The organism is Mesorhizobium sp. M0772 (genome assembly GCF_040320135.1).
Classification (GTDB): Bacteria; Pseudomonadota; Alphaproteobacteria; order Rhizobiales; family Rhizobiaceae; genus Mesorhizobium.
The window spans coordinates 75,556-93,610 of sequence record NZ_JAMYPB010000007.1 but is presented as its reverse complement, the minus strand read 5'-3'; the positions used below and the strand labels follow the sequence as shown (position 1 = coordinate 93,610).

Annotated in this window: 20 protein-coding genes; 9 read left to right on the top strand and 11 right to left on the bottom strand. The window is 64.5% G+C overall.

Annotated features, from left to right (window positions below; genetic code table 11):
* Positions 1-2: 2 nt before the first annotated feature.
* Positions 3-926 carry a sugar kinase gene (locus NKI06_RS06905; protein WP_023742894.1) on the bottom strand — a complete coding sequence of 308 codons (924 nt, stop codon included), beginning with the start codon at positions 924-926 and terminating at the stop codon, positions 3-5.
* Positions 927-1,050: 124 nt separating this feature from the next.
* Complete coding sequence (locus NKI06_RS06900) at positions 1,051-2,049, bottom strand: DUF2125 domain-containing protein (protein WP_023704327.1); 999 nt, start codon at positions 2,047-2,049, stop codon at positions 1,051-1,053.
* A gap of 122 nt (positions 2,050-2,171) precedes the next feature.
* Here NKI06_RS06900 and NKI06_RS06895 point away from each other — a divergent pair, with 122 nt between their 5' ends.
* The 3 genes from NKI06_RS06895 to NKI06_RS06885 all read left to right on the top strand — a co-directional run bounded on the left by NKI06_RS06895 (position 2,172) and on the right by NKI06_RS06885 (position 4,526).
* Entirely contained in the window at positions 2,172-2,705 is a 534-nt protein-coding gene (locus NKI06_RS06895; RefSeq protein ID WP_023754180.1) for a gamma-glutamylcyclotransferase, read from the top strand.
* Positions 2,706-2,868: 163 nt separating this feature from the next.
* A complete protein-coding gene (locus NKI06_RS06890; RefSeq protein ID WP_023731073.1) occupies positions 2,869-3,816 on the top strand; it encodes an aldo/keto reductase in 948 nt (315 codons plus the stop codon).
* Between the two features lie 83 nt (positions 3,817-3,899).
* The gene (locus NKI06_RS06885; RefSeq protein ID WP_352984592.1) at positions 3,900-4,526 is read left to right on the top strand and encodes a LysE family translocator; all 627 of its coding nucleotides are present in this window, start codon (positions 3,900-3,902) and stop codon (positions 4,524-4,526) included.
* 69 nt (positions 4,527-4,595) lie between these two features.
* Here NKI06_RS06885 and NKI06_RS06880 read toward each other — a convergent pair whose 3' ends face one another.
* Together NKI06_RS06880 and NKI06_RS06875 are read right to left on the bottom strand one after the other, a co-directional pair.
* A complete protein-coding gene (locus tag NKI06_RS06880) occupies positions 4,596-5,405 on the bottom strand; it encodes a lysophospholipid acyltransferase family protein (protein ID WP_023742891.1) in 810 nt (269 codons plus the stop codon).
* A gap of 115 nt (positions 5,406-5,520) precedes the next feature.
* Entirely contained in the window at positions 5,521-6,426 is a 906-nt protein-coding gene (locus NKI06_RS06875) for a LysR family transcriptional regulator (RefSeq protein ID WP_023685345.1), read from the bottom strand.
* A gap of 114 nt (positions 6,427-6,540) precedes the next feature.
* On the opposite strand from NKI06_RS06875, the gene NKI06_RS06870 reads away from it, so the two are divergent.
* The gene (locus tag NKI06_RS06870; RefSeq protein WP_352984590.1) at positions 6,541-7,173 is read left to right on the top strand and encodes a pyridoxamine 5'-phosphate oxidase family protein; all 633 of its coding nucleotides are present in this window, start codon (positions 6,541-6,543) and stop codon (positions 7,171-7,173) included.
* 98 nt (positions 7,174-7,271) lie between these two features.
* Here the strand turns inward: NKI06_RS06870 and NKI06_RS06865 are convergent, their stop codons facing one another.
* The 3 genes from NKI06_RS06865 to ftsE form a co-directional block, all read right to left on the bottom strand.
* Entirely contained in the window at positions 7,272-7,991 is a 720-nt protein-coding gene (locus NKI06_RS06865) for a YdcF family protein (protein ID WP_023673311.1), read from the bottom strand.
* A 133-nt stretch (positions 7,992-8,124) separates the two neighbouring features.
* Entirely contained in the window at positions 8,125-9,114 is a 990-nt protein-coding gene (locus NKI06_RS06860; RefSeq protein WP_023673312.1) for a cell division protein FtsX, read from the bottom strand.
* The gene (gene ftsE / locus NKI06_RS06855; RefSeq protein ID WP_023685344.1) at positions 9,107-9,766 is read right to left on the bottom strand and encodes a cell division ATP-binding protein FtsE; all 660 of its coding nucleotides are present in this window, start codon (positions 9,764-9,766) and stop codon (positions 9,107-9,109) included. Before ftsE ends, NKI06_RS06860 begins: the two co-directional genes overlap by 8 nt.
* 173 nt (positions 9,767-9,939) lie before the next feature.
* Between ftsE and NKI06_RS06850 the strand changes: the two genes are divergently transcribed.
* From NKI06_RS06850 to NKI06_RS06840, 3 genes are all read left to right on the top strand, one after another.
* A complete protein-coding gene (locus NKI06_RS06850) occupies positions 9,940-10,575 on the top strand; it encodes a hypothetical protein (protein ID WP_352650923.1) in 636 nt (211 codons plus the stop codon).
* Between the two features lie 24 nt (positions 10,576-10,599).
* A complete protein-coding gene (hpt, locus tag NKI06_RS06845) occupies positions 10,600-11,142 on the top strand; it encodes a hypoxanthine phosphoribosyltransferase (RefSeq protein WP_023673315.1) in 543 nt (180 codons plus the stop codon).
* Between the two features lie 64 nt (positions 11,143-11,206).
* The gene (locus NKI06_RS06840) at positions 11,207-11,578 is read left to right on the top strand and encodes a response regulator (RefSeq protein WP_023673316.1); all 372 of its coding nucleotides are present in this window, start codon (positions 11,207-11,209) and stop codon (positions 11,576-11,578) included.
* Between the two features lie 6 nt (positions 11,579-11,584).
* Here NKI06_RS06840 and NKI06_RS06835 read toward each other — a convergent pair whose 3' ends face one another.
* Positions 11,585-12,535 carry a DMT family transporter gene (locus NKI06_RS06835; protein WP_023686707.1) on the bottom strand — a complete coding sequence of 317 codons (951 nt, stop codon included), beginning with the start codon at positions 12,533-12,535 and terminating at the stop codon, positions 11,585-11,587.
* A gap of 226 nt (positions 12,536-12,761) precedes the next feature.
* Here NKI06_RS06835 and NKI06_RS06830 point away from each other — a divergent pair, with 226 nt between their 5' ends.
* Positions 12,762-13,625: a LysR family transcriptional regulator gene (locus NKI06_RS06830; RefSeq protein WP_023701399.1), complete on the top strand. Its 864-nt coding sequence runs from the start codon at positions 12,762-12,764 to the stop codon at positions 13,623-13,625.
* Here the strand turns inward: NKI06_RS06830 and NKI06_RS06825 are convergent.
* The 3 genes from NKI06_RS06825 to NKI06_RS06815 form a co-directional block, all read right to left on the bottom strand.
* On the bottom strand, positions 13,622-13,993 hold the full coding sequence (locus tag NKI06_RS06825; RefSeq protein WP_023685340.1) for a glyoxalase superfamily protein: 372 nt from the start codon (positions 13,991-13,993) through the stop codon (positions 13,622-13,624). The two genes, NKI06_RS06830 and NKI06_RS06825, sit on opposite strands and share 4 nt — an antisense overlap.
* A gap of 41 nt (positions 13,994-14,034) precedes the next feature.
* Positions 14,035-16,623 (bottom strand): TIGR02302 family protein, encoded by a 2,589-nt coding sequence (locus NKI06_RS06820; RefSeq protein ID WP_023686705.1) that lies wholly within the window; start codon positions 16,621-16,623, stop codon positions 14,035-14,037.
* A 136-nt stretch (positions 16,624-16,759) separates the two neighbouring features.
* Positions 16,760-17,701, bottom strand: coding sequence for a threonine/serine dehydratase (locus tag NKI06_RS06815; protein ID WP_023743994.1), 942 nt, complete (start codon positions 17,699-17,701; stop codon positions 16,760-16,762).
* A gap of 50 nt (positions 17,702-17,751) precedes the next feature.
* On the opposite strand from NKI06_RS06815, the gene NKI06_RS06810 reads away from it, so the two are divergent.
* Entirely contained in the window at positions 17,752-18,054 is a 303-nt protein-coding gene (locus NKI06_RS06810; protein WP_023694025.1) for an ArsR/SmtB family transcription factor, read from the top strand.
* The last annotated feature ends 1 nt before the right edge of the window (position 18,055 follow it).

Below are 18,055 nucleotides of genomic sequence, written 5' to 3'. Positions count from 1 at the left end.
TTTCAGACGGGCCAGGTCGCCGCGACCATGGCCATTGCCTCGTCCCTGTTTGGCGCCCCCAGCCGGCCGCCGAAGCGCTGGCATTTGAGCGCGGCCGCCGCGCTGGCAAAGCGCAACGCCTGCTCGATCGGCATGGTTTCCGCCAACGCGACAGCAAAGGCGCCGTGGAAGACGTCGCCGGCGGCAAGCGTGTCGATCGCCTTGATCTTCGGCGCCGCGATGTGGCGCACGCATCCGGCGGACCGGTCATGCCACCAGCTTCCCGCGGCGCCGCCGGTAACCGCCACGAAGGCATCGGTGCGGCTGGCGAGGTCGGCACAGGCGGTTTCGGGGTCCAGCGCATGGCCGCAGACGATGCGTGCCGCCGTCTCCGAAGCGACGATGTGCGATGCCAGCGGCAGCAGGCGCTCCAGCACCTCAACCGGCGCCGTGTCGGCGTCGAGGATGGCGGGACGGCCGGCGCTGCGCGCGGCGGTCAAGGCAAGAGCGGCGGCGCCCGGCCAGCGCACATCGACCAGCACGGCATCGAAGCCGGAAAGATCGGCGACAGGCACCGCCTCGGGGTCGGCCTGCGCCTTTGGGTCGTAGAAGGGCACGATGATGCGCTCGCCATGAGCGTCGACCAGGATCGCGGCCAGCGCCGAGCGGGCGCCTTCGACGCGGCGGACAAAGCGGCAATCGACGCCCTCGGCCTCGATGCCGGCCAGCAATTGGTCGCCGACGGCATCGTCACCTGCACTTGCCCACAGGAACACCTCGGCGCCGAGACGGCGGGCGGCGCAGGCAGCACTTGTCGCCATGCCCGAGGCGATCTGGATGCCGTCCGAGGCGATGAACTTGCCCTGATGCGTGGGCAGGGTTTCGACGCGCAGGATGGTATCCAGCGTCAGCGCGCCAACGCTCAGCAGTTTCACCGGTCGGTTCATGCGTCGGCTTGCTCGAGCACGATCTCTCCCCAAAAGCCGTTCCCGCTCTTTGCGATCATGCTCTATCTCTTTGTTTTAACGCAATTCCGGACGGAAAACCGCTCACAGTTTTCCTGGAATTGCTCTAATCGAGCGGCTTGATCTTGCCCAGCGGAATGAAGCCGAGCGAGGCCTTGCCCTTCACCACCTTGAGCGGCATCGACGGTTCGTTGCCGAGCAGCGCCAGACCGGCAAAGCCTTGCTCGATCTGGCTCTTCTGCTCGGGGATTGCGGTGGCGAGGATTGCCGCCACGGCTTTGGGATCCTGCAGCTTGATCGTCAGGTCGGCATTGACCTGGCCGTTGGCGTCGACCGACACCGGGCCGGAGACGGTGATGCGCGCGGTTCCCGACGACAGATCGAGCTTGTGGATGTCGACCGCCTGGCCGCGCAGGCTCCTGGCCTGCGTCTTCATCAGCGCGACGCCGTTCTTCAGCGTCGCGTCGCCGCTGCCGTCGAGCGGCGGCAGCACGCGCCCGCCGATCGCGTCGGCGTCGATCTCAAGATCGGTGAAGCTTCCGGTATAGCCAAGGTCCTGGCCGTCGGGTCGCAACTCGCCCGCCGCCGTTCCGGCGCTGAACAGTGAAACCGGGTCGGTGTCGTCGGCCGGATCGGTCTGGCCGGACAAGCTCTCGGCCTGCAGCGAAATGCTGCGTGGCAAGGGCCAGGAGAGCTTGGCATTGGCCTGCAGATTGTCCCAATCGATCCATAGCGGCGCCATCCCGGGCACCGAGGTCCGCAGTGGCCCACGCAACTCGGCGGCAGGCGACAAAGGCCGGATGAGTTCTGCAACGAAGTTGAAGCTGCCTGCCGAGGCGGCAACGTTTCTGGCGTCGTCCTCGTAAGCCAGATTGTCACAGGAGATGGCAAAACGCAGGGGGTAGCCGCTGACGGTGAGGTTGGCGCAGCCGGCCTCGATGCCTTTGTCCTTGAGCGAGGCCACCGCCTTGTCGGCTTCGCTGCTGACGCGACCGGCGACATAGAACCAGACCGCGCTGTAGGCGCCGAACAGCATAACGACCAAGGCAGCGAGCCACATCAGCCGGTGGCGAAACTTCGACGGACGCTCGTCACTTGACGTCATGCTGCGGCTTTCATTAACGCGGGCGTGTTGCGGGTGGACTGTGGTTACGCAACAAGCAAAAACACAGAAGAGCACCGATTCCGATGCGGCGGCGTCACCTTCGTGCAATCAGGCTTGGCGATATGGGCGATTTTTGGGTTTTTGGCTATGGCTCGCTGATCTGGCGGCCGGGATTTGCGCATGTGGAGACCCGCCGCGCGCGGCTTTACGGCTACCGCCGGTCGCTCTGCGTCTATTCCTTCGTGCATCGCGGCACGCGTCAGCGGCCGGGCCTGGTGCTCGGCCTCGACCGTGGCGGCTCCTGCATCGGGCTGGCGTTTCGCGTGCCCGGCGAGCTGCGCGATGAGGTGCTGACCTATCTGCGCGAGCGCGAATTGGTGACCAGCGTCTACCTCGAGCGTGTGCTCGATATCAGTCTCGACGTGAATGGTGCGGCCGCGGGAGAGAGAGTGAAAGCGGTCGCCTATATCGTCGACCGCCAGCATGAGCAGTATGCCGGCGGGCTCGATGCCGCGCATGCGGCAGGTGTTATCCGTGGCGCCGTCGGCCAGTCCGGAAACAACGAGGACTATGTGCTCAACACGCTGCAGCATCTCGCGGCGCTGGGTATCAGCGACCACTGGCTGGAAGAGGTGGCGAAGCGGATCGCCTCGTGAGCCGGTAGACCACGGCGAGCCTGCAGCGAAGCGCTCGCGCCTTTGTGAAGCGCTGGCCCGCTGGAAAAATTGGCTGAGGCCTTTGACCTCGGCGCGGCGAGACCTAGCTTAGCTGCGGCCCGAAGCATTCGGGTCGCCCGCCGCCAGCCCACGGAGCCCCGTCTTGCAAAAACGCCGTCTCGGTCAAACCGACCTTTCCATCGCGCCGCTGGTCCTGGGCGGCAATGTCTTCGGCTGGACCGCGGACGAGAAGACCTCCTTCGACCTGCTCGACCGGTTCGGCGACGCCGGCCTCAACGCTATCGATACTGCCGATGCCTATTCGCGCTGGGTGCCGGGCCACGCGGGCGGCGAGTCCGAGACCATCATCGGCAAATGGATGAAAAGCCGCGGCAACCGTGACAAGATCATCGTCATCACCAAGGTCGGCTCGGATATGGGACAAGGCAAGAAGGATCTGTCCGCTGCCCATATCGAAAGGGCGGTCGAGGCGTCGCTTGAGCGGCTGCAGACCGATGTGATCGACCTCTATTTGTCGCACTGGCCGGACCCGACCACGCCTTACGAAGAGACGCTCGGCGCCTACCAGAAGCTGCTCGCTGCCGGCAAGGTCCGCCATATCGGCGCCTCGAATCTCGACGCCGGCCAGCTGCGCGCCGCGCTCGATGTTGCCAGCCTGCGCGGGCTGCCGCGCTACAGCGTGCTGCAGCCGGAATACAATCTCTACGACCGCTCATCCTTCGACGGGCCGCTGCATGATCTGTGCGTGGCCGAGGATATCGGCGTCATCACCTATTTCAGCCTCGCCAAGGGGTTTTTGAGCGGCAAATACCGTAGCGAGGCCGATCTCGGCAAAAGTGAACGCGGCGGCGGCGTGAAGGCTTATCTCAATGCCCGCGGCATGCGCATTCTGGCCGCACTCGACACTGTGGCGGCGCGCCATTCGGCCAAGCAGGCGGAAGTAGCACTCGCCTGGGTGATGGCGCAGCCCGGCATCACCGCGCCGATCGCCAGCGCCACGACGCTGGACCAGGTCGACAGCCTGGTGCGCGCCGCATCGCTGAAGCTCAGCGCGGAGGATCTCGTGGCGCTGGACAAGGCCAGCGCCTAGCCGCGCAGGTTCGGCACGATCGTTCAAGACGACGGCTGTCCGCCTTGCCACACTGTTCTCCATTATTGCGGAGAAGAGGCAGCATGGCCGCAGACATTCTTTCGCAGGCGCAGCCCTGGCAGCAATTGCTGGCGCTGGTGCTGGCGGCAACCGTCGTCATGGGCAGTCCTGGCCCGGCGACGATCAGCGTCACGGCCATAGGGGCCGCCTTCGGCCTGCGCAATTCGCTTCACTACACATCGGGGATCATTTTAGGCACGGTCGCGGTGCTGCTGGTAGTGGCCACCGGCATCAAGGCTATCCTCACCTCGATGCCGGGCGTAGCGCCAGTGCTGGCGGTCGCTTCCGCCGCCTATATTCTCTACCTCGCCTACAGAATAGCGACAGCGCCGCCGCTGGCCGCGCGTGACAGCAGCGCGGTTCTGCCGACCTTCCTCGGCGGCTTACTGCTCGCCGTTGCCAACCCGAAAGCCTATGTGGCGATTGCTGCGGTCCTTGCTGGCTCCGCGACCGCAGCCGGCGCCGATGCTCTCGGCATCCCGGCCAGGCTGGCGGTTCTCACCCTGATGATCGTAGCCATCCATGTGCTGTGGCTGCTGGCCGGCGCGGCCTTCGCCCGCACCCTGCGCCAGCCGCTGGCGTCGCGGATCATCAATCTGGCCTTCGCGGCGACGCTGGTGCTGACCACGGCGCTGGCGGCGTGGCCTTGAGCCGGCCCGCAGAAGAGATCAAGCTTTGGTCTTTTTTGTTTTGGCGGAATACAGGACGGAAAAAACCGCTCACACTTTTCCTGGAATTGCTTTGGCGGCCGCGGCGAGTTCGGCCAGCCGCTTGACCGCCGTCGGCGGCATTTGCGGCGGGTTAGGAGCCTGCGATGCCTCGATCAGCAGCTGGTCGCAGGCGACTTCCGTATCGCCGATCAGCCGGTCCATGAATTCGTCCTTGCCGAGCCCGGGCGGAATCGGCGGCAGGAAGCGGGCCTTGATGGTGCCGGGAAAGCGCAAGAATTTGCGGCGAGGCCAATAGAGGCCGGCGACATGGGCGACCGGTACCACCGGGACGCCAAGCTGCGTATAGAGCTCGACAATGCCGTATTTGTAAGCCGGCTCGTCGCCTGGCGCTCGGCGCGTGCCTTCGGGGTAGATAATCAGCTGGCGCGGATTGCGCCCCATCTCCTGCTTTGTCGATGCAACGACCTGCTTCAACGCCTTGGAGCGGCTGCCGCGGTGAACCGGGATCATCCGCATCTTCAGGATGTACCAGCCGAAGAAGGGGATCCAGGTCAGCTCGCGCTTCAGGATATAAAGCGGATCGTGGAGGAAGGGAAAGAAAGCGATCGCGTCCCAAAACGACTGGTGTTTCGGCGCCAGGATGAAAGAGCCCTCCGGCAGGTTCTCGACGCCGGTGATGTCGCTCCTGGTGCCGGCGATCTTGTCGTAGAGCCACAGGCTGGTGCGCGACCAGAATTTCGGCACGAACCAGGCGCGATGGCGTGGCGAGAGGAAGTAGTAAGGGGTCCAGAGGACCATCTGGACGATCAGATTGACATAGAAGACGAAGTTGAACGCCAGCGAGCGGATATAGAGCATGCGGGGAAGGGCCCGTTGAGGAGGTGTGCGTTGGTTACACCAAGCGCGGGCAAAAAGGAAACGCCGCAATGGCCTGACATAGGCCGGCTCGCCACTGACTCAAGCCAGTCTCAACTCACCACGTCGCCTGCAATAGCCGCTGCTTCAGCCGCGGAGCGGCGAAATCGAGGAACGCCCTGAGTTTCACCGCCAGCAGGCCTTGGCCGGCATGGACGAGGCTCACCGGCCACGGCTGCGGCTCGAAGGGTCGCAAGACCGGGACGAGCACGCCGGAACGTACTGCGTCCGCGATCTGGTAGGAGAGCACCCGCGTCATCCCGGCGCCTGCAATCGCGGCATCGATTGCAGCTTCCGCCGTGTTGACGCGCAGCCGTGAGTGGATCGGCACGATCAGTTCGCCCTTGTCGCCGGCAAAGCTCCAGCTGGCGAGCGCTGCAGGCCCTTCGAAACTGATGCATTCATGCGCGGCCAGATCGTCCGGCGTCCGCGGCATGCCATGCGCGGCGATATAGGCGGGGCTGGCGCACACGACGCGACGGATCGCGCCGACGCGGATGGCAATGAGGCTCGAAGGCGCAAGCTCGCCGATGCGGATGGCAAGGTCGAGATGTTCCTCCGCCAGTTGGGTTATCCGGTCAGCCAGCGTCAGGCGAATGTTGACTTGAGGATAAGCCGCCAGGAATTCGGTGACGACAGGCAGCACGTGCAGGCGACCAAAGACGACCGGCGCGGTGATGAACAGGTCGCCGGTCGGCGTGCTGTATTCGCCGGCAGCGGTGCGTTCGGCTTCGCCGACCTCGCCGAGGATGCGGCGGCAGGCGGCGAGATAGGCCTGGCCGGCATCGGTCAGCGTGAGCTGCCGGGTCGAACGGTTCAGCAGGCGCGCCTGAAGATGCTTTTCGAGGTCGGAAACCTTGCGGCTGACCGTTGCCAGTGGAATGCCGAAATGGCGGCCGGCAGCGGAAAGGCTGCCCGCTTCCACCGCGGCGACGAACAGCGACATGGCTTCGAGACGATCCATAGTTTCTTCCGGAAATTGGAAGGATAGCTTGCAACTATGCCATCTACATCCAAAACATGGAAGGACCTACCTCTTCGCTTACAATGGCCGTGTTTCGGCCCCGCGGAGGCTTCCATGAATGCTCATACTTTCACCAGCGATGTCGCCTTCACGCCGACCGTCAAGGCGATCCAGACCCGCAAAGGTTCGCGCAAGGCCTATGCCAGCGCCGAGGAGCGCGGCGGATGGCGCGCCCATATCACGCCCGACCTCGCCGACTTCATCGCGGCGCAGACCAGCGTCTTCCTGTCGACGGCAAATGGCGAGGGTCAGCCCTATGTCCAGCATCGCGGCGGGCCAGCCGGCTTCCTCAAGGTGCTGGACGAGAAGACCATCGGCTTTGCCGATTTCTCCGGGAACAGGCAGTTCATCACGCAGGGGAATCTCGCCGACAACAACCAGGCATTCCTGTTCCTGATCGACTATGCGCATCGCCAGCGCGTCAAGATCTGGGGCACGGCGCGCGTCGTCGAGGACGATGCCGAGCTTCTGGCAAGGCTGATGCCGCAGGACTACAAGGCGCGCCCCGAGCAGGTCATCCTGTTCACCGTCTCGGCCTGGGATGCCAATTGCCCGCAACACATTCCGCAGCGATTCGAGGCCGCCGATGTCGCGGCCGCACTCGCCGAACGCGACAAGCGGATTGAAAGCCTCGAACAGGAGATTGCGCGGCTGCGTGGCCCGGAAGACGGCACGGTCAAGGGGTAATCGAGCGCCGTCAGAGTCGTCTGTTTGGACGCAATTCCCAAGGGAAAGCGTACGTGCTTTTCCCGGGGAAACCGCTACACACTTTTCCTGGAATTGCTTTAGTCCTTGGCGGTCGAAACCTCGGCCAGTGCGACGCTGTCGGCAGTCTGGCGGACCGGGACGACGCCGCGCGCAAGCGCCAGCAGGTATTTGCTGTATTCGGTCAGAAGCACGCGTAGCGCTTCCGGCTTGGTCAGCCAGTCGCCATTGTCCAGATTGGTGTTGACCACCGGATAGGGTTCAAGCCTGGCGCCATGCAGCAGGCGGCCCATCTCGAGCAGGCTGCGCGGCATGTGGTAATTGTTGGTGACGAGGATGACGCTGCCATAGGCGTGGCTCTCCACCCATTTAGCGCTTTCCTCGGCATTGCCGATCGTGTCGAGCGCGGCGCGGTCGATGTCGACACAGCAGGAAAACAGCGCCTTGTCGCCGCCGGTAGCAGCCTGCAATTGGCGGCGGCTGGCAGAGGGATGCACGCCTGAGATCAGCAGCCGCTCGCCCTTGCCGGAGGCAAGCAGATCGAGTGCTGCGTCGAGGCGGGCCTGACCGCCGGTCAAGACGATGATCGCATCGGCCTTGGCCGGGTTGGTCGGGGTCGTCATGTGGCTGACCTTGCTGGCGAACCAGCCGAAGCCACCGGCAAACAGGGCCACCAGCAGCAGTAGACAGAGGGAGGCGAGACGCAGGGCGGTGCGCAAACGGCCCAGCCCGGTACGCACACGCAAACGCACCACTGGCATCTGTCCAGCCGTTCCGGTCGACTCCCGCGCGTTCATCATCCTATGGTTAATCCTGAAATGCCCTTTTGGTAAGGAAAAAAGCGCACATTGCGTTACGTCGGTTTTCGATCCGTGATCGTCCCTTCCATTCCTGTCCTTGCCCCCGAACTGTTTTCGCTTCTGCCCTCACGGTTCACCCCGCATCCGGCTGGCGGACATCGATGTCGCTGAGATAGGCGACGACGGTGGCGTGCGAGGTCGCCGCTGTCAGTCCGCCGATCACCAGCACCATCAGGCCGACGCCGAGATAGCCTGCCGATCCGATGGCGAAATTGCCGAACAAAGCGGTGGCCTGGTCGGCCTGCGGCGTTGCCATGTTGCGCGACGACCACCAGGAAAAGACGATGAAAACCAGGATCGCGGCTGCGCCGCCGGCGGCCGCGCCCTTCATGCCGGTGACCAGGAAATGCCAGCGGAATTCGCGCGCGATGAAGCGCGCCTCGGCGCCGACGAAATGCAGCACTTCGATGATATGGCCGTTACCCGCCATAGCGCCGCGCGTCGCAAACACTACGGTCAGCACCGTCGCCGACAGCATCAGGACCAGCACGGCGATGCCGATGGTGACCGTGGTGCGGGCCATGGCGACCAGCCGGTCGACCCATGTACGGTGATCGTCGAGCGAAGCACTCGGCAGCTTGGGCGTGAGCGCCGCACGGATGGCGCTAAAGTCGGGCGGACTGGTCTCGTCGATGGTGACGATGATCAGGCGCGGCACCGGCAATTCGTCGATATTCAGGCCCGAGCCCAGCCATGGCTCCAACAGACGCGCGGTGGCGTCGCGATCGATGATCCGGGTTTCCTTCACGCCGGGGAATTCGCCGACGATCTGCGAGGCCTGGGCAAGGGCTGCCTCCATGTCGAGGCCGTCGACCGGTTTGATCTGAATCGTCGCCTCGCGCGAGATCTGGTTTTCCCAGACCGAGGCAGTGTCGCGCACCAGCGTGACGGCGCCGAAAGTCAGGCAGGACAGGAAGGTCATGATGGCGATGACCAGCACCAAGGCGCGGCCGGCAATATTCTGCGCCGGCACGATCGGCGCCATGCGGCGCTGGACGCGCTGCGTCGTCGTCGCGGGCTCGGCGGCGTCTTCATGCAGCTGTTCGGCCGATAGCTCAGTCATAAATATCCAGCCTTCCGCCGGCCAGGATCATGCGGCGCGCGTCGACCTGTTCCATCAGGCCGAGATCGTGAGTGGCGATCACCACAGCGGTGCCGAGCCGGTTGAGCTCGATGAACAGCCTGAGCAGCCGGCGTGCCAGCGGCGGGTCGACATTGCCGGTCGGCTCGTCGGCAAGCAGGATTTCGGGCTGTTCGATCAAGGCCCGGGCGATTGCCGCGCGCTGCTTTTCGCCACCCGAAAGGACCGGCGGCAGCACATGCATGCGCTCGCCCAGGCCAACCCATTTCAAAAGTTCGGTGACGTCGGTGCGGTAGCTCGCTTCCTCGCGGCCGCGCACGCGCAGCGGCAGAGCGACATTCTCATAGGTGGTCATGTGGTCGAGCAGGCGGAAATCCTGGAACACCACGCCGATCCGGCGCCTGAGATGCGGCAGTTCAGCGCGCGAGATGCGCGAGCGGTCCTTGCCGAAGATGGTGATCAGCCCGCGTGTCGGCTTCAGCGACATGAACAGAAGGCGCAGCAGCGTCGTCTTGCCGGCGCCGGAGGGCCCGCTCAGGAACTGGAAGGAGCTCTCCGGAATGTGCAGGGAGATGTCGCGGAGGATTTCCGGACCCATGCCATAGCGGAGGCCGACATTTTCGAAGCGGATCACGTGCGACGACCTGAGGGCGGCGGCGTGCCAGCCCTTTCTGTCCAACGACCATCGGCCGCCATGGTTAACCGTCGGTTAATTTTCGCTGTTCTTGAGTGCGTCACAAGGGTTCCGGAGGGAAGCGTTAACCATTTCCATTTACGCAAAAGAAACGAAGAGGCAACAGCGGGGCCATGATGGCTGAGCAGCGAACCGCGCGCCCGGTTTCCGGCGAAATCATGACCGGGACAAGTGTCGCACCGGAATCGCGTCCTGTGGCGACCGACATCGTCGATGCGGATTATGAGGTGCTGCCGCAGCCGATCCCATGTGTAGAAGCCATGCCGACGCCGGCGCGCGACATCGCGACGCCGTCGATCGAAGGCATGGAGATGCTGCGCAAATCAGATGCGTCAGCCGGGCGGCCGGCATCGCGTGGCGGGCCGATCTTCTGGATTGCCGGCATCGGTGCGGCGCTTGCCGCCTTCTGGGTCTCGGGTGGCCACGTGCTGGTGCGCCAGACGCCATTCTGGTCAGTCGAACAGCAGGAGGGCGCCGTACTCAGCATTGCCGGCGTCACCTCGCGTGTCGACGCCTCGGGACCCACCCCGGTGCTGTTCGTGGATGGCGAGGCCGTCAATGACGGTTTGAAGGCGGGACAATTGCCGCCGCTGGAGATACGTGTCACCGGCAATGACAGCCGCATCACCCGCTATACTCTGGGGACATCCAACCGTTCTCTGGCGCCCGGCGAAAGATTCGGCTTTTCCAGCCGCCTCGATGTGCCTAGAAACGGCGTCAAGGCCGTGGCGGTCACCTTCGCCGGCTAGTCGGTTTCTCTGGAAAGGTTGTTGATGCCAGTTGTGCGCGGCAAGGACATCGAGGTCCTGTTTTCGGCGTCCGCGATCGCGCGGCGCAATCTCGAACTCGCCAAGGAGATCGCCGAGCACGACTATCACGACCTGCTGGTGATTTCGGTGCTGAAGGGCTCGTTCATCTTCGCCGCCGATTTGATCCGCGCCATGCACGATGTCGGGCTGTCGCCGGAGGTCGAGTTCATCTTCATTTCCAGCTATGGCGCCGGCACCACCAGCGGCGAGGTGAGGGTGCTGCGCGACATCGACAATGAGGTCGCCGGCCGCGACGTGCTGCTGATCGATGATATCCTGGAATCCGGCAAGACGCTGTCCTTCACCCGCAACCTGATGCTGTCGCGGGGCGCCAAAAGCTGCGCCATCGCGGTGCTGTTGGACAAGCGCATGCGCCGCCAGACGGAGCTGAACGCCGACTATGTCGGCTTCGACTGTCCCGATTACTTCGTCGTCGGCTACGGCATGGACGTCGCTCACGCTTTTCGCGAACTGCCGTTTGTCGGTGTCGTCAAAGGCGATGCCTGAGAAAAGGCCCCCGACGCTTCAAATTTTCAGAAAAAGTCAACTTTTGCCCGCCAAATTCCGGCCCATGGCAAAGCTTCTGATCGTCGAGGACGATGAGTCCGTCCGCACCCTCGCCGCCCGCGCGCTCGAACGCGCCGGGCACTCGATCGATATCGCCGCCGACGGCGCGCAAGGGCTGGCGATGGTCAGTGCTGCAGGCGGCGGTTACGACCTCGTCGTCTCCGATATCCGCATGCCGGAAATGGATGGCATCGAGATGGCGATCGCCGCAGCCAGGCTTTTCCCTGACATGAAGATCCTGCTGATGACCGGCTATGCCGACCAGCGCGAGCGCGCCGAGGAATTGAACGGCATCATTATCGACGTCGTGCAAAAGCCTTTCACGCTGGCCGAAATCCGCTCGCGGGTCGACCAGGCGCTCGCCTGCTTCGCCTGACACGCTTCAGGCGGCATCCTGAGACGCGGCGAGGACAGGCGCAGCGCTCCGGCGCCGTTCGGTGTTGAGCGCCAGCAGACCGGCGCCGATGATCAGCGCCGCACCGATGGCGGTGGTCGAGCGCGGCACCTCGTCGAAGAACAGGAAGCCCCACAGCGGCGACCAGATAATCCCGGTGTATTCGAAGGTGGCGACGCGGTTGGCGGGCGCCAGCCTGTAGGCCTGCGACAGCAGAATCATGCCGGCCGAAGCGACGAAGCCGCAGGCCGCCATCTTGAGGAAATCCGGGGTCGTCGGCCAGACCCACGGCCGCACCAGGAATTCGAGGCTGGGGTGGACAGCATGGGTTATGCCGGCAAGCCAGAACGTGCCGGCAACCGCAGCGGCGCCGACCAGATAGGCGCCGTTCTGGTAGAAGGCCATGACGGTGGAGGATTCGGTGTCGCCGATCTTGCGCGCCATCAGCTGTGAAAAGCCGTAGAGCAAAGCCGAGCCCAACGAAAGCAGCGCCGCCCAGTCGAACAGGCCGGCGCCCGGGCGCAGCATCACGACCACGCCCAGCATGCCGATCAGCACGGTGGCGAGAGCCTGCCAGGATACCCGCTCGCCGAGATAGGGCCCGGCTATCGCCATGATGAACAGGGGCGCCATGAAATAGAGCGCCACCGCGTCGGCGAGCGGCAAGGCAGCGATCGCCAGATAGTAAACCGTATAGGAGGAGAACTGGATGAAGGCGCGTATCGTCAGCAGGCCGAACCGCTTCGAGGCGATGGCCCGCAGGCCGACGTCGGCGCGAACGAGAACGACCAGGATCGGCAAAGCGACGATCGAGCGGATCCACATCACCTCGGTCACGGGATAGCCGGCCGACACCGCCTTGACCAGCGGGTCCTGGAGCGAGAACACCAGGACGCCAAGGCACAGGCTGATGATGCCGAGAACGATCCGGTTGCGCATGTTGTTCTGCCGGCCCTTGCCTTAACTGCCCGCAGCCGCCCGGCCATGGGGTAAAAAGAACCCGCTACCGTTTCGGGCAGCGGGTATGAGTGAGGACTCTTTGATTGGTCCGCAGCCGGTTTCGCGGCGGCATATCCAATGGGTGAGCGGACTATGCTGCGGCGTTTGACATGTTGCAAACGAATTGGAATGATACCAGAGATCAAATTTGCTTATGACGGATTCGATGCGGCCGACCCTCGACAGCGATCTCCTGCGCACCTTCGTCGCCATTGCCGAAGCGGGCAATTTCACCCGGGCGGCGGAGCAGGCCGGGCGCACCCAGTCGGCGGTGTCGATGCAGATGAAGAAGCTCGAGGAGCTGGTCGGCGACAGCCTGTTCGAACGCGGCTCGCGCGGCGTGGCGCTGACGCGCCGTGGCGGCGAGCTGATCGTCAATGCCCGCCGCATCGTCTCGCTGCTCGACGAGACGGCGGCATCGATGGCGGCGGCACCGCTTGGCGGGCCGGTGCGCATCGGCATTCCCGAGGAATATGGTCACGCCATCCTGTCGCGCGCGCTCGGCGCCTTCTCGAAGCGTCACACCAAGGTCGAGGTCACCGTGCGCTATGCACATTCGGGCGCCCAGCTGGCAGCGTTGGCGGCCGGTGAACTCGACCTCGCCGTGGTGTTCGAATGGCAGGATCCTTCCGGCGGCGAGGTGCTGATGCACGATCCGACCGTGTGGGTGACATCGAGCCTGCATCACATGCATGAGGAGCGGCCGGTGCCGATCGCGCTCTACAACCGGGCCGGCTGGTGCAAGGACTTTGCCATCAAATCGCTTGAGCAGCGTGGGCTGGCCTACCGTGTCGCCTATACCAGCGACACCACCGGCGGCCTGAAGCTCGCCGTCACCTCTGGCCTGGCGATCGCGCCGATCTCGCACAGCAATATTCCGGACGGCTGTCGTGAACTCACCGCCGCTGACGGGTTCGGTCATATCGATTCCTCGAATGTGGTGATGCACCGCAGCCCAAATGCCTCAGGCGAGGCTATCGACGGCATGCAGGAGGCGATCCGCGAGGCGTTCGTCAACCGGCCGGCTTAGTCTGTTGCATCCTCGTAGAAATGCAGGCGATTGCCGAAGGGGTCGCCGACCGACACTTCACGGGTCTGCCACGACGTGGTTTCGAGGCCCGGCCGGGCGTAGCGGTATCTCTTGCCGATCAGTTCGCGGTGCAATGCCGCGATGTCCTCGACCTTGATGCGCATGGCTATACCCGGCGCGCCGTCGCCATGATGTTCGCTCAGATGCAGGACACAGCCGTCGCGGATTACACCCATATAGAGCGGCGCATTGTCGTCGAAGCGGTGCTCGAACTCGACCTTGAAGCCGAGAAAGTCGACATAGAATTCGCGTGCCTTGGCGATGTCGAAGATGCGCAGGATGGGCGTGACGGCACCGAGTTTCGGCATGGCGCTGATACCATTCAGTTCGACGGATGTTGCCTTGGAGGCTACTTCAGCTCCAGCAGCCGCTCGAGGTAGCTGCGCTCGATGTCGGGGCTGAGCGCGTTGCCGAGCCGCTTGCGAATCGCCTCGAGAATCTGGCGGGCGCGCTGCACGTCGATCTCGTCGGGCACCTTCACCGAATCGCCGAAATCGGGTCCGCGGCTGGCGCGTGGTCGGCCCAGCGGATCGCGGCCGGCGTCCTGTTGGCGGCCGCCTTCCTGGCTGCCGCCCTGGTCGCCCTGCATCGCCTGCAGCTGCTTCATCATCTCCTTGGCGCCCTTGCGCAGCGCTTCCAGCGCGCGACCCTGGTGGCCGACTGCCTGGTCGCCTTCGCCTTCGCCAAGCGACTTTTCGGCATTGCCCATGGATTTGCCAGCGTCGCCAAACCCCTCATTGGGTTGCATGCCCATGCCTTCCAGGCCCTTCTTCAGCTTGTCGAGTTCGCTCTGCAACTGGCCCTGGCCTTCCTGCAGCTGCTTCATCGCATCGGCGAATTCCTGCGGTGTCATCGACTTCGGCCGGGCGAGAGGATCGCGATCCTTGCCGACGCCCGGCTGGTCCGGGTCGTCGCCATTGCCTTCGCCGGGCTGCTGATTATCTCCGCGCTGCATCTGGTCCATGCGGTAGGTGTCGTTCATCATCTCCTGCTGGCGGCGCATGATCTCGCCCAGCTTGTCCATCTGCTGGCGCATCTCGCTGTCCTGCTCGCCGCCCTGCTGCTGACGGCCGGCCTGCAGGTTGTTCATCATGTTTTCCAGCTGCGACAGCAGCTCCTGCGCCTTGTCGCGGTCGCCCGACTTCGCCAGGTTCTCGATCTGGTCCATCATGCGGTCGATATCACTCTGACGCAGCTCGCGACCATTCTGCTGCATCTGCGGCGCGTTCGGGTTCTGCTTGGCGCGCTCGGCGAATTCCTGCAGGAATTCGTTCATCGCCTCGCGCAGTTCCTTCATCGCCTTTTCGATCTCTTCGTCGCTGGCGCCGCGCTTGATGGCGTCCTGCAGCGCCTGCTGGGCCTGGCGGAGCCGCTTTTCGGCGGACGAGAGATTGCCTTCCTCGATGCCGAGCGCGATTTCCCAGAGATAGGCAACCTCGTTGCGCAACTGATCGTCGCTGTCCGACATCTTCAGCCGGCTGCGGGCGCTCATGATGGCGAGGTAATGCGACATGTTGTCGAACGTGTCCTCGGGCCGCAGCGTGATGGCGTCCATCAGGTCGAGCACGCGCGGCTTGGCATTGGCGTCGAGCGCCAGCAGGCGGCGCTGCTCGACCACCGCCCGCGCCAGCGGGTTGGCGAAGGGCCGCTCCGGCATCACAATAGTCTTGGTTTCGCTGGTCGCGGTGTGTCCGGCATCGTCGGTGGCCACAAGCGACAGCTTGATGCTGGCGCCGGCCCAGACATGCTCGGTGAGGTCCTTAGTGGTCTTGGCGGCGTTCGCCTTGCCGCCGCGGCGCGGCAGCGCCAGCGGCAGGTCAGGCGGACCGTAGAGCGGATGCGCATCGGGCGCCGCCGGATCGGCCAGCGCGAAAACCGCCTTGGCGGTGGCCGCGCCATAGTCGTCGTCGATCTGGTAGTTGAGCTCGAAGGCGCCGTTGACGGCGCGCTTGGGCTCGCCGACGAAGCGGATCGTCGGCGGCTTGTCGGGGATCACCGCGAAGGCCCAGCGACCGAGATCGGCTTCGCCCGACTTCAGCGTCAGCGTGCCGTCGGCGGTCAGCTTGCCGGTGAACTGGCGCAGCTTGGGGGTCGCGGGGTTGACCGCCGCTGCCTTGACGGCCGCCACCTGTGGTCCCGACGGGTCGATGGCGCGAGCATTGCCGCCCTTGTCGGCAAAGCTTAGCGTTTCCTCGCCGGAGCCGCCGGTCACGCGCAGCGAGACGTCGCTGCCTTGCGGCACGGTGAAGGTGGCAACCGCCTGCTTGGCGTTGCCATCGATGACTGGCGCGGTCAAGAAGATGGGCGGCTTGCCGGTATAGGCCGGCGGGGTCACCCAGGCATCGATGCGCGGCGGTACGATGTCGCGCGCCGCATGGGCACTGAAACCATCGGACAGCCTGCCGCCGGACGGTCCGAAGGAGAAGGCAAAAGCGGTGACCAACAGCAGCGCCGCCACGGCACGCAATGCCCACGGATCGCGCTCCGGCACGCGCGTACGCGGCAGGTCGGCGCCAAGGCTGCCGAGCTTGTCGGCCATGCGCTTTTGGTGTTCGCGCCACAACGCCTGGGAAAAGATGCTTTCCTTGCCGCTGGGACGGTCGGTCTGCACCAGCACCGGGCTGTGCTGCAGCTGGTTGGCGGCCTCGATACGGCGGTCGATTTCAGCGGCGGATGGAAGCTTGAAGAAACGCAGCGGATAGAGCGCCGCCAGCGTGGCAATACCGAACGCCGTGACCAGGATAACGCGCGCAATGTCAGGCAGCCGGGGGAAAAGGCCGAGCCAGGAGAGGCTGAGAAACAGGCTGGCGATGATGAGCAGCGGCAGAAGCAGCGGCCAGCCGCGCTCGACCGTCATCGAGACCCGTGTCGCCAGCCGGCTCAGGGCAAGCCGCCCGGCCAGGCTGCGATCGCCACTGGAAATGGGGCGTTCCGTCATCGGCCCTTCCTGCCCGGGCGGGATGGCCCGGACTCAACAAGCAGAAGTTTACCAGCAAACACGGCAAAGGCGAGGCGGTTCCGGAAAACTTGAAAAGCTTTGACGGGTTTGCGTCCCACTTCAGTCGAAGCAAGGTTTAGAATTTCGCCGGATCGGTATTCGAGCCGCAGACAAGGACGGCGATCCGCTCGCCCGGCGCCGGCGTGTAGCGGCCGGACAGCAGCGCTGCGAAGGCCGCTGCGCCGCCCGGCTCGGCGATGATCCGCACCCGCTCCCACAGCGCCTTTTGCGCGGCGATGATGGCGTCGTCGGTGACCAGGATGGAGCGTTCGACGAAGGCCTCGGCGATCGGGAACATCATCTCGCCGACGCGTTTGGGCGCCAGCGAATCGGCGGCGACGCCTTCGGCCGGCGCATCGACGGGGTGGCCGGCCTCGAAGGCGCGATGCAGCGTCGGCGCGCCTTCGGGCTCGATGGCGATGATCCTGATGCGGCCGGCAAACCAGGCGGCGATGCCGCCGATCAGGCCGCCGCCGCCGACAGCGACCAGCAGCGTGTCGATGTCTGGCAGATCGGTTTCGATTTCGAGGCCGAGCGTGCCCTGGCCGACCAATGTTTCCTCCTGGTTGAAGGCATGGATCTGCAGCGCGCCGGTCTTTTCAGCAAAAGCCTCGCTGGCGGCCAGCGCCTCGGCATAGCGGGCGCCGCCGACCATCAGTTCGGCGCCGTAGCCGCGGATGCGCTGCAGCTTGGCCGGTGGGCTGACTTCGGGAACGAAGATCGTCGCCTTGTGGCCAAGCCGCATGGCGGCATAGGCGACCGCGGCGCCATGATTGCCGCCCGAAGCCGCAACCACGCCGGCCGCAGGCACCGGCCGTTCGAGCAGATTGGTGAAGGCGCCGCGCGCCTTGAACGAACCGGAATGCTGCAGGCATTCGAGCTTGAGGTCGACCGCCAGCGGCGGCCGGTCGAAATCGGCCATGTCGACGCGCAGCACCGGCGTGTGCCTGATATAGCGGCGGATGCGCGGTTCCATCGCGGCAATGCGTTCGCGCGTGACGGTGTTGCCGTTCGTCATGACCATCTCCTTGGGATTGACAGCAATTAGTAACTTGGCAAAATGGCTAAATGCAAGAGGTTGATGTCTTCAAGGCGATCGCCAATGAACGCAGGCTGCAGATCCTCGACTGGCTGAAGGATCCGCAGGCGCATTTCCCGGCCCAGGCAGACGGCGATCTGGTCGAGGATGGCGTTTGCGCGCTGCTGATCGCGGAGAAGCTCGGCATTACGCAGGCGACGCTCTCCGAACATATGCGCGTGCTTACCCAGGCCGGCCTGCTGCGGCCCAAGCGCATCAAGCAATGGACGTTCTACCGCCGCGACGAGGACAGGATCGCCGACACAAGGATGCTCATCCAAAACCGGCTGTAGC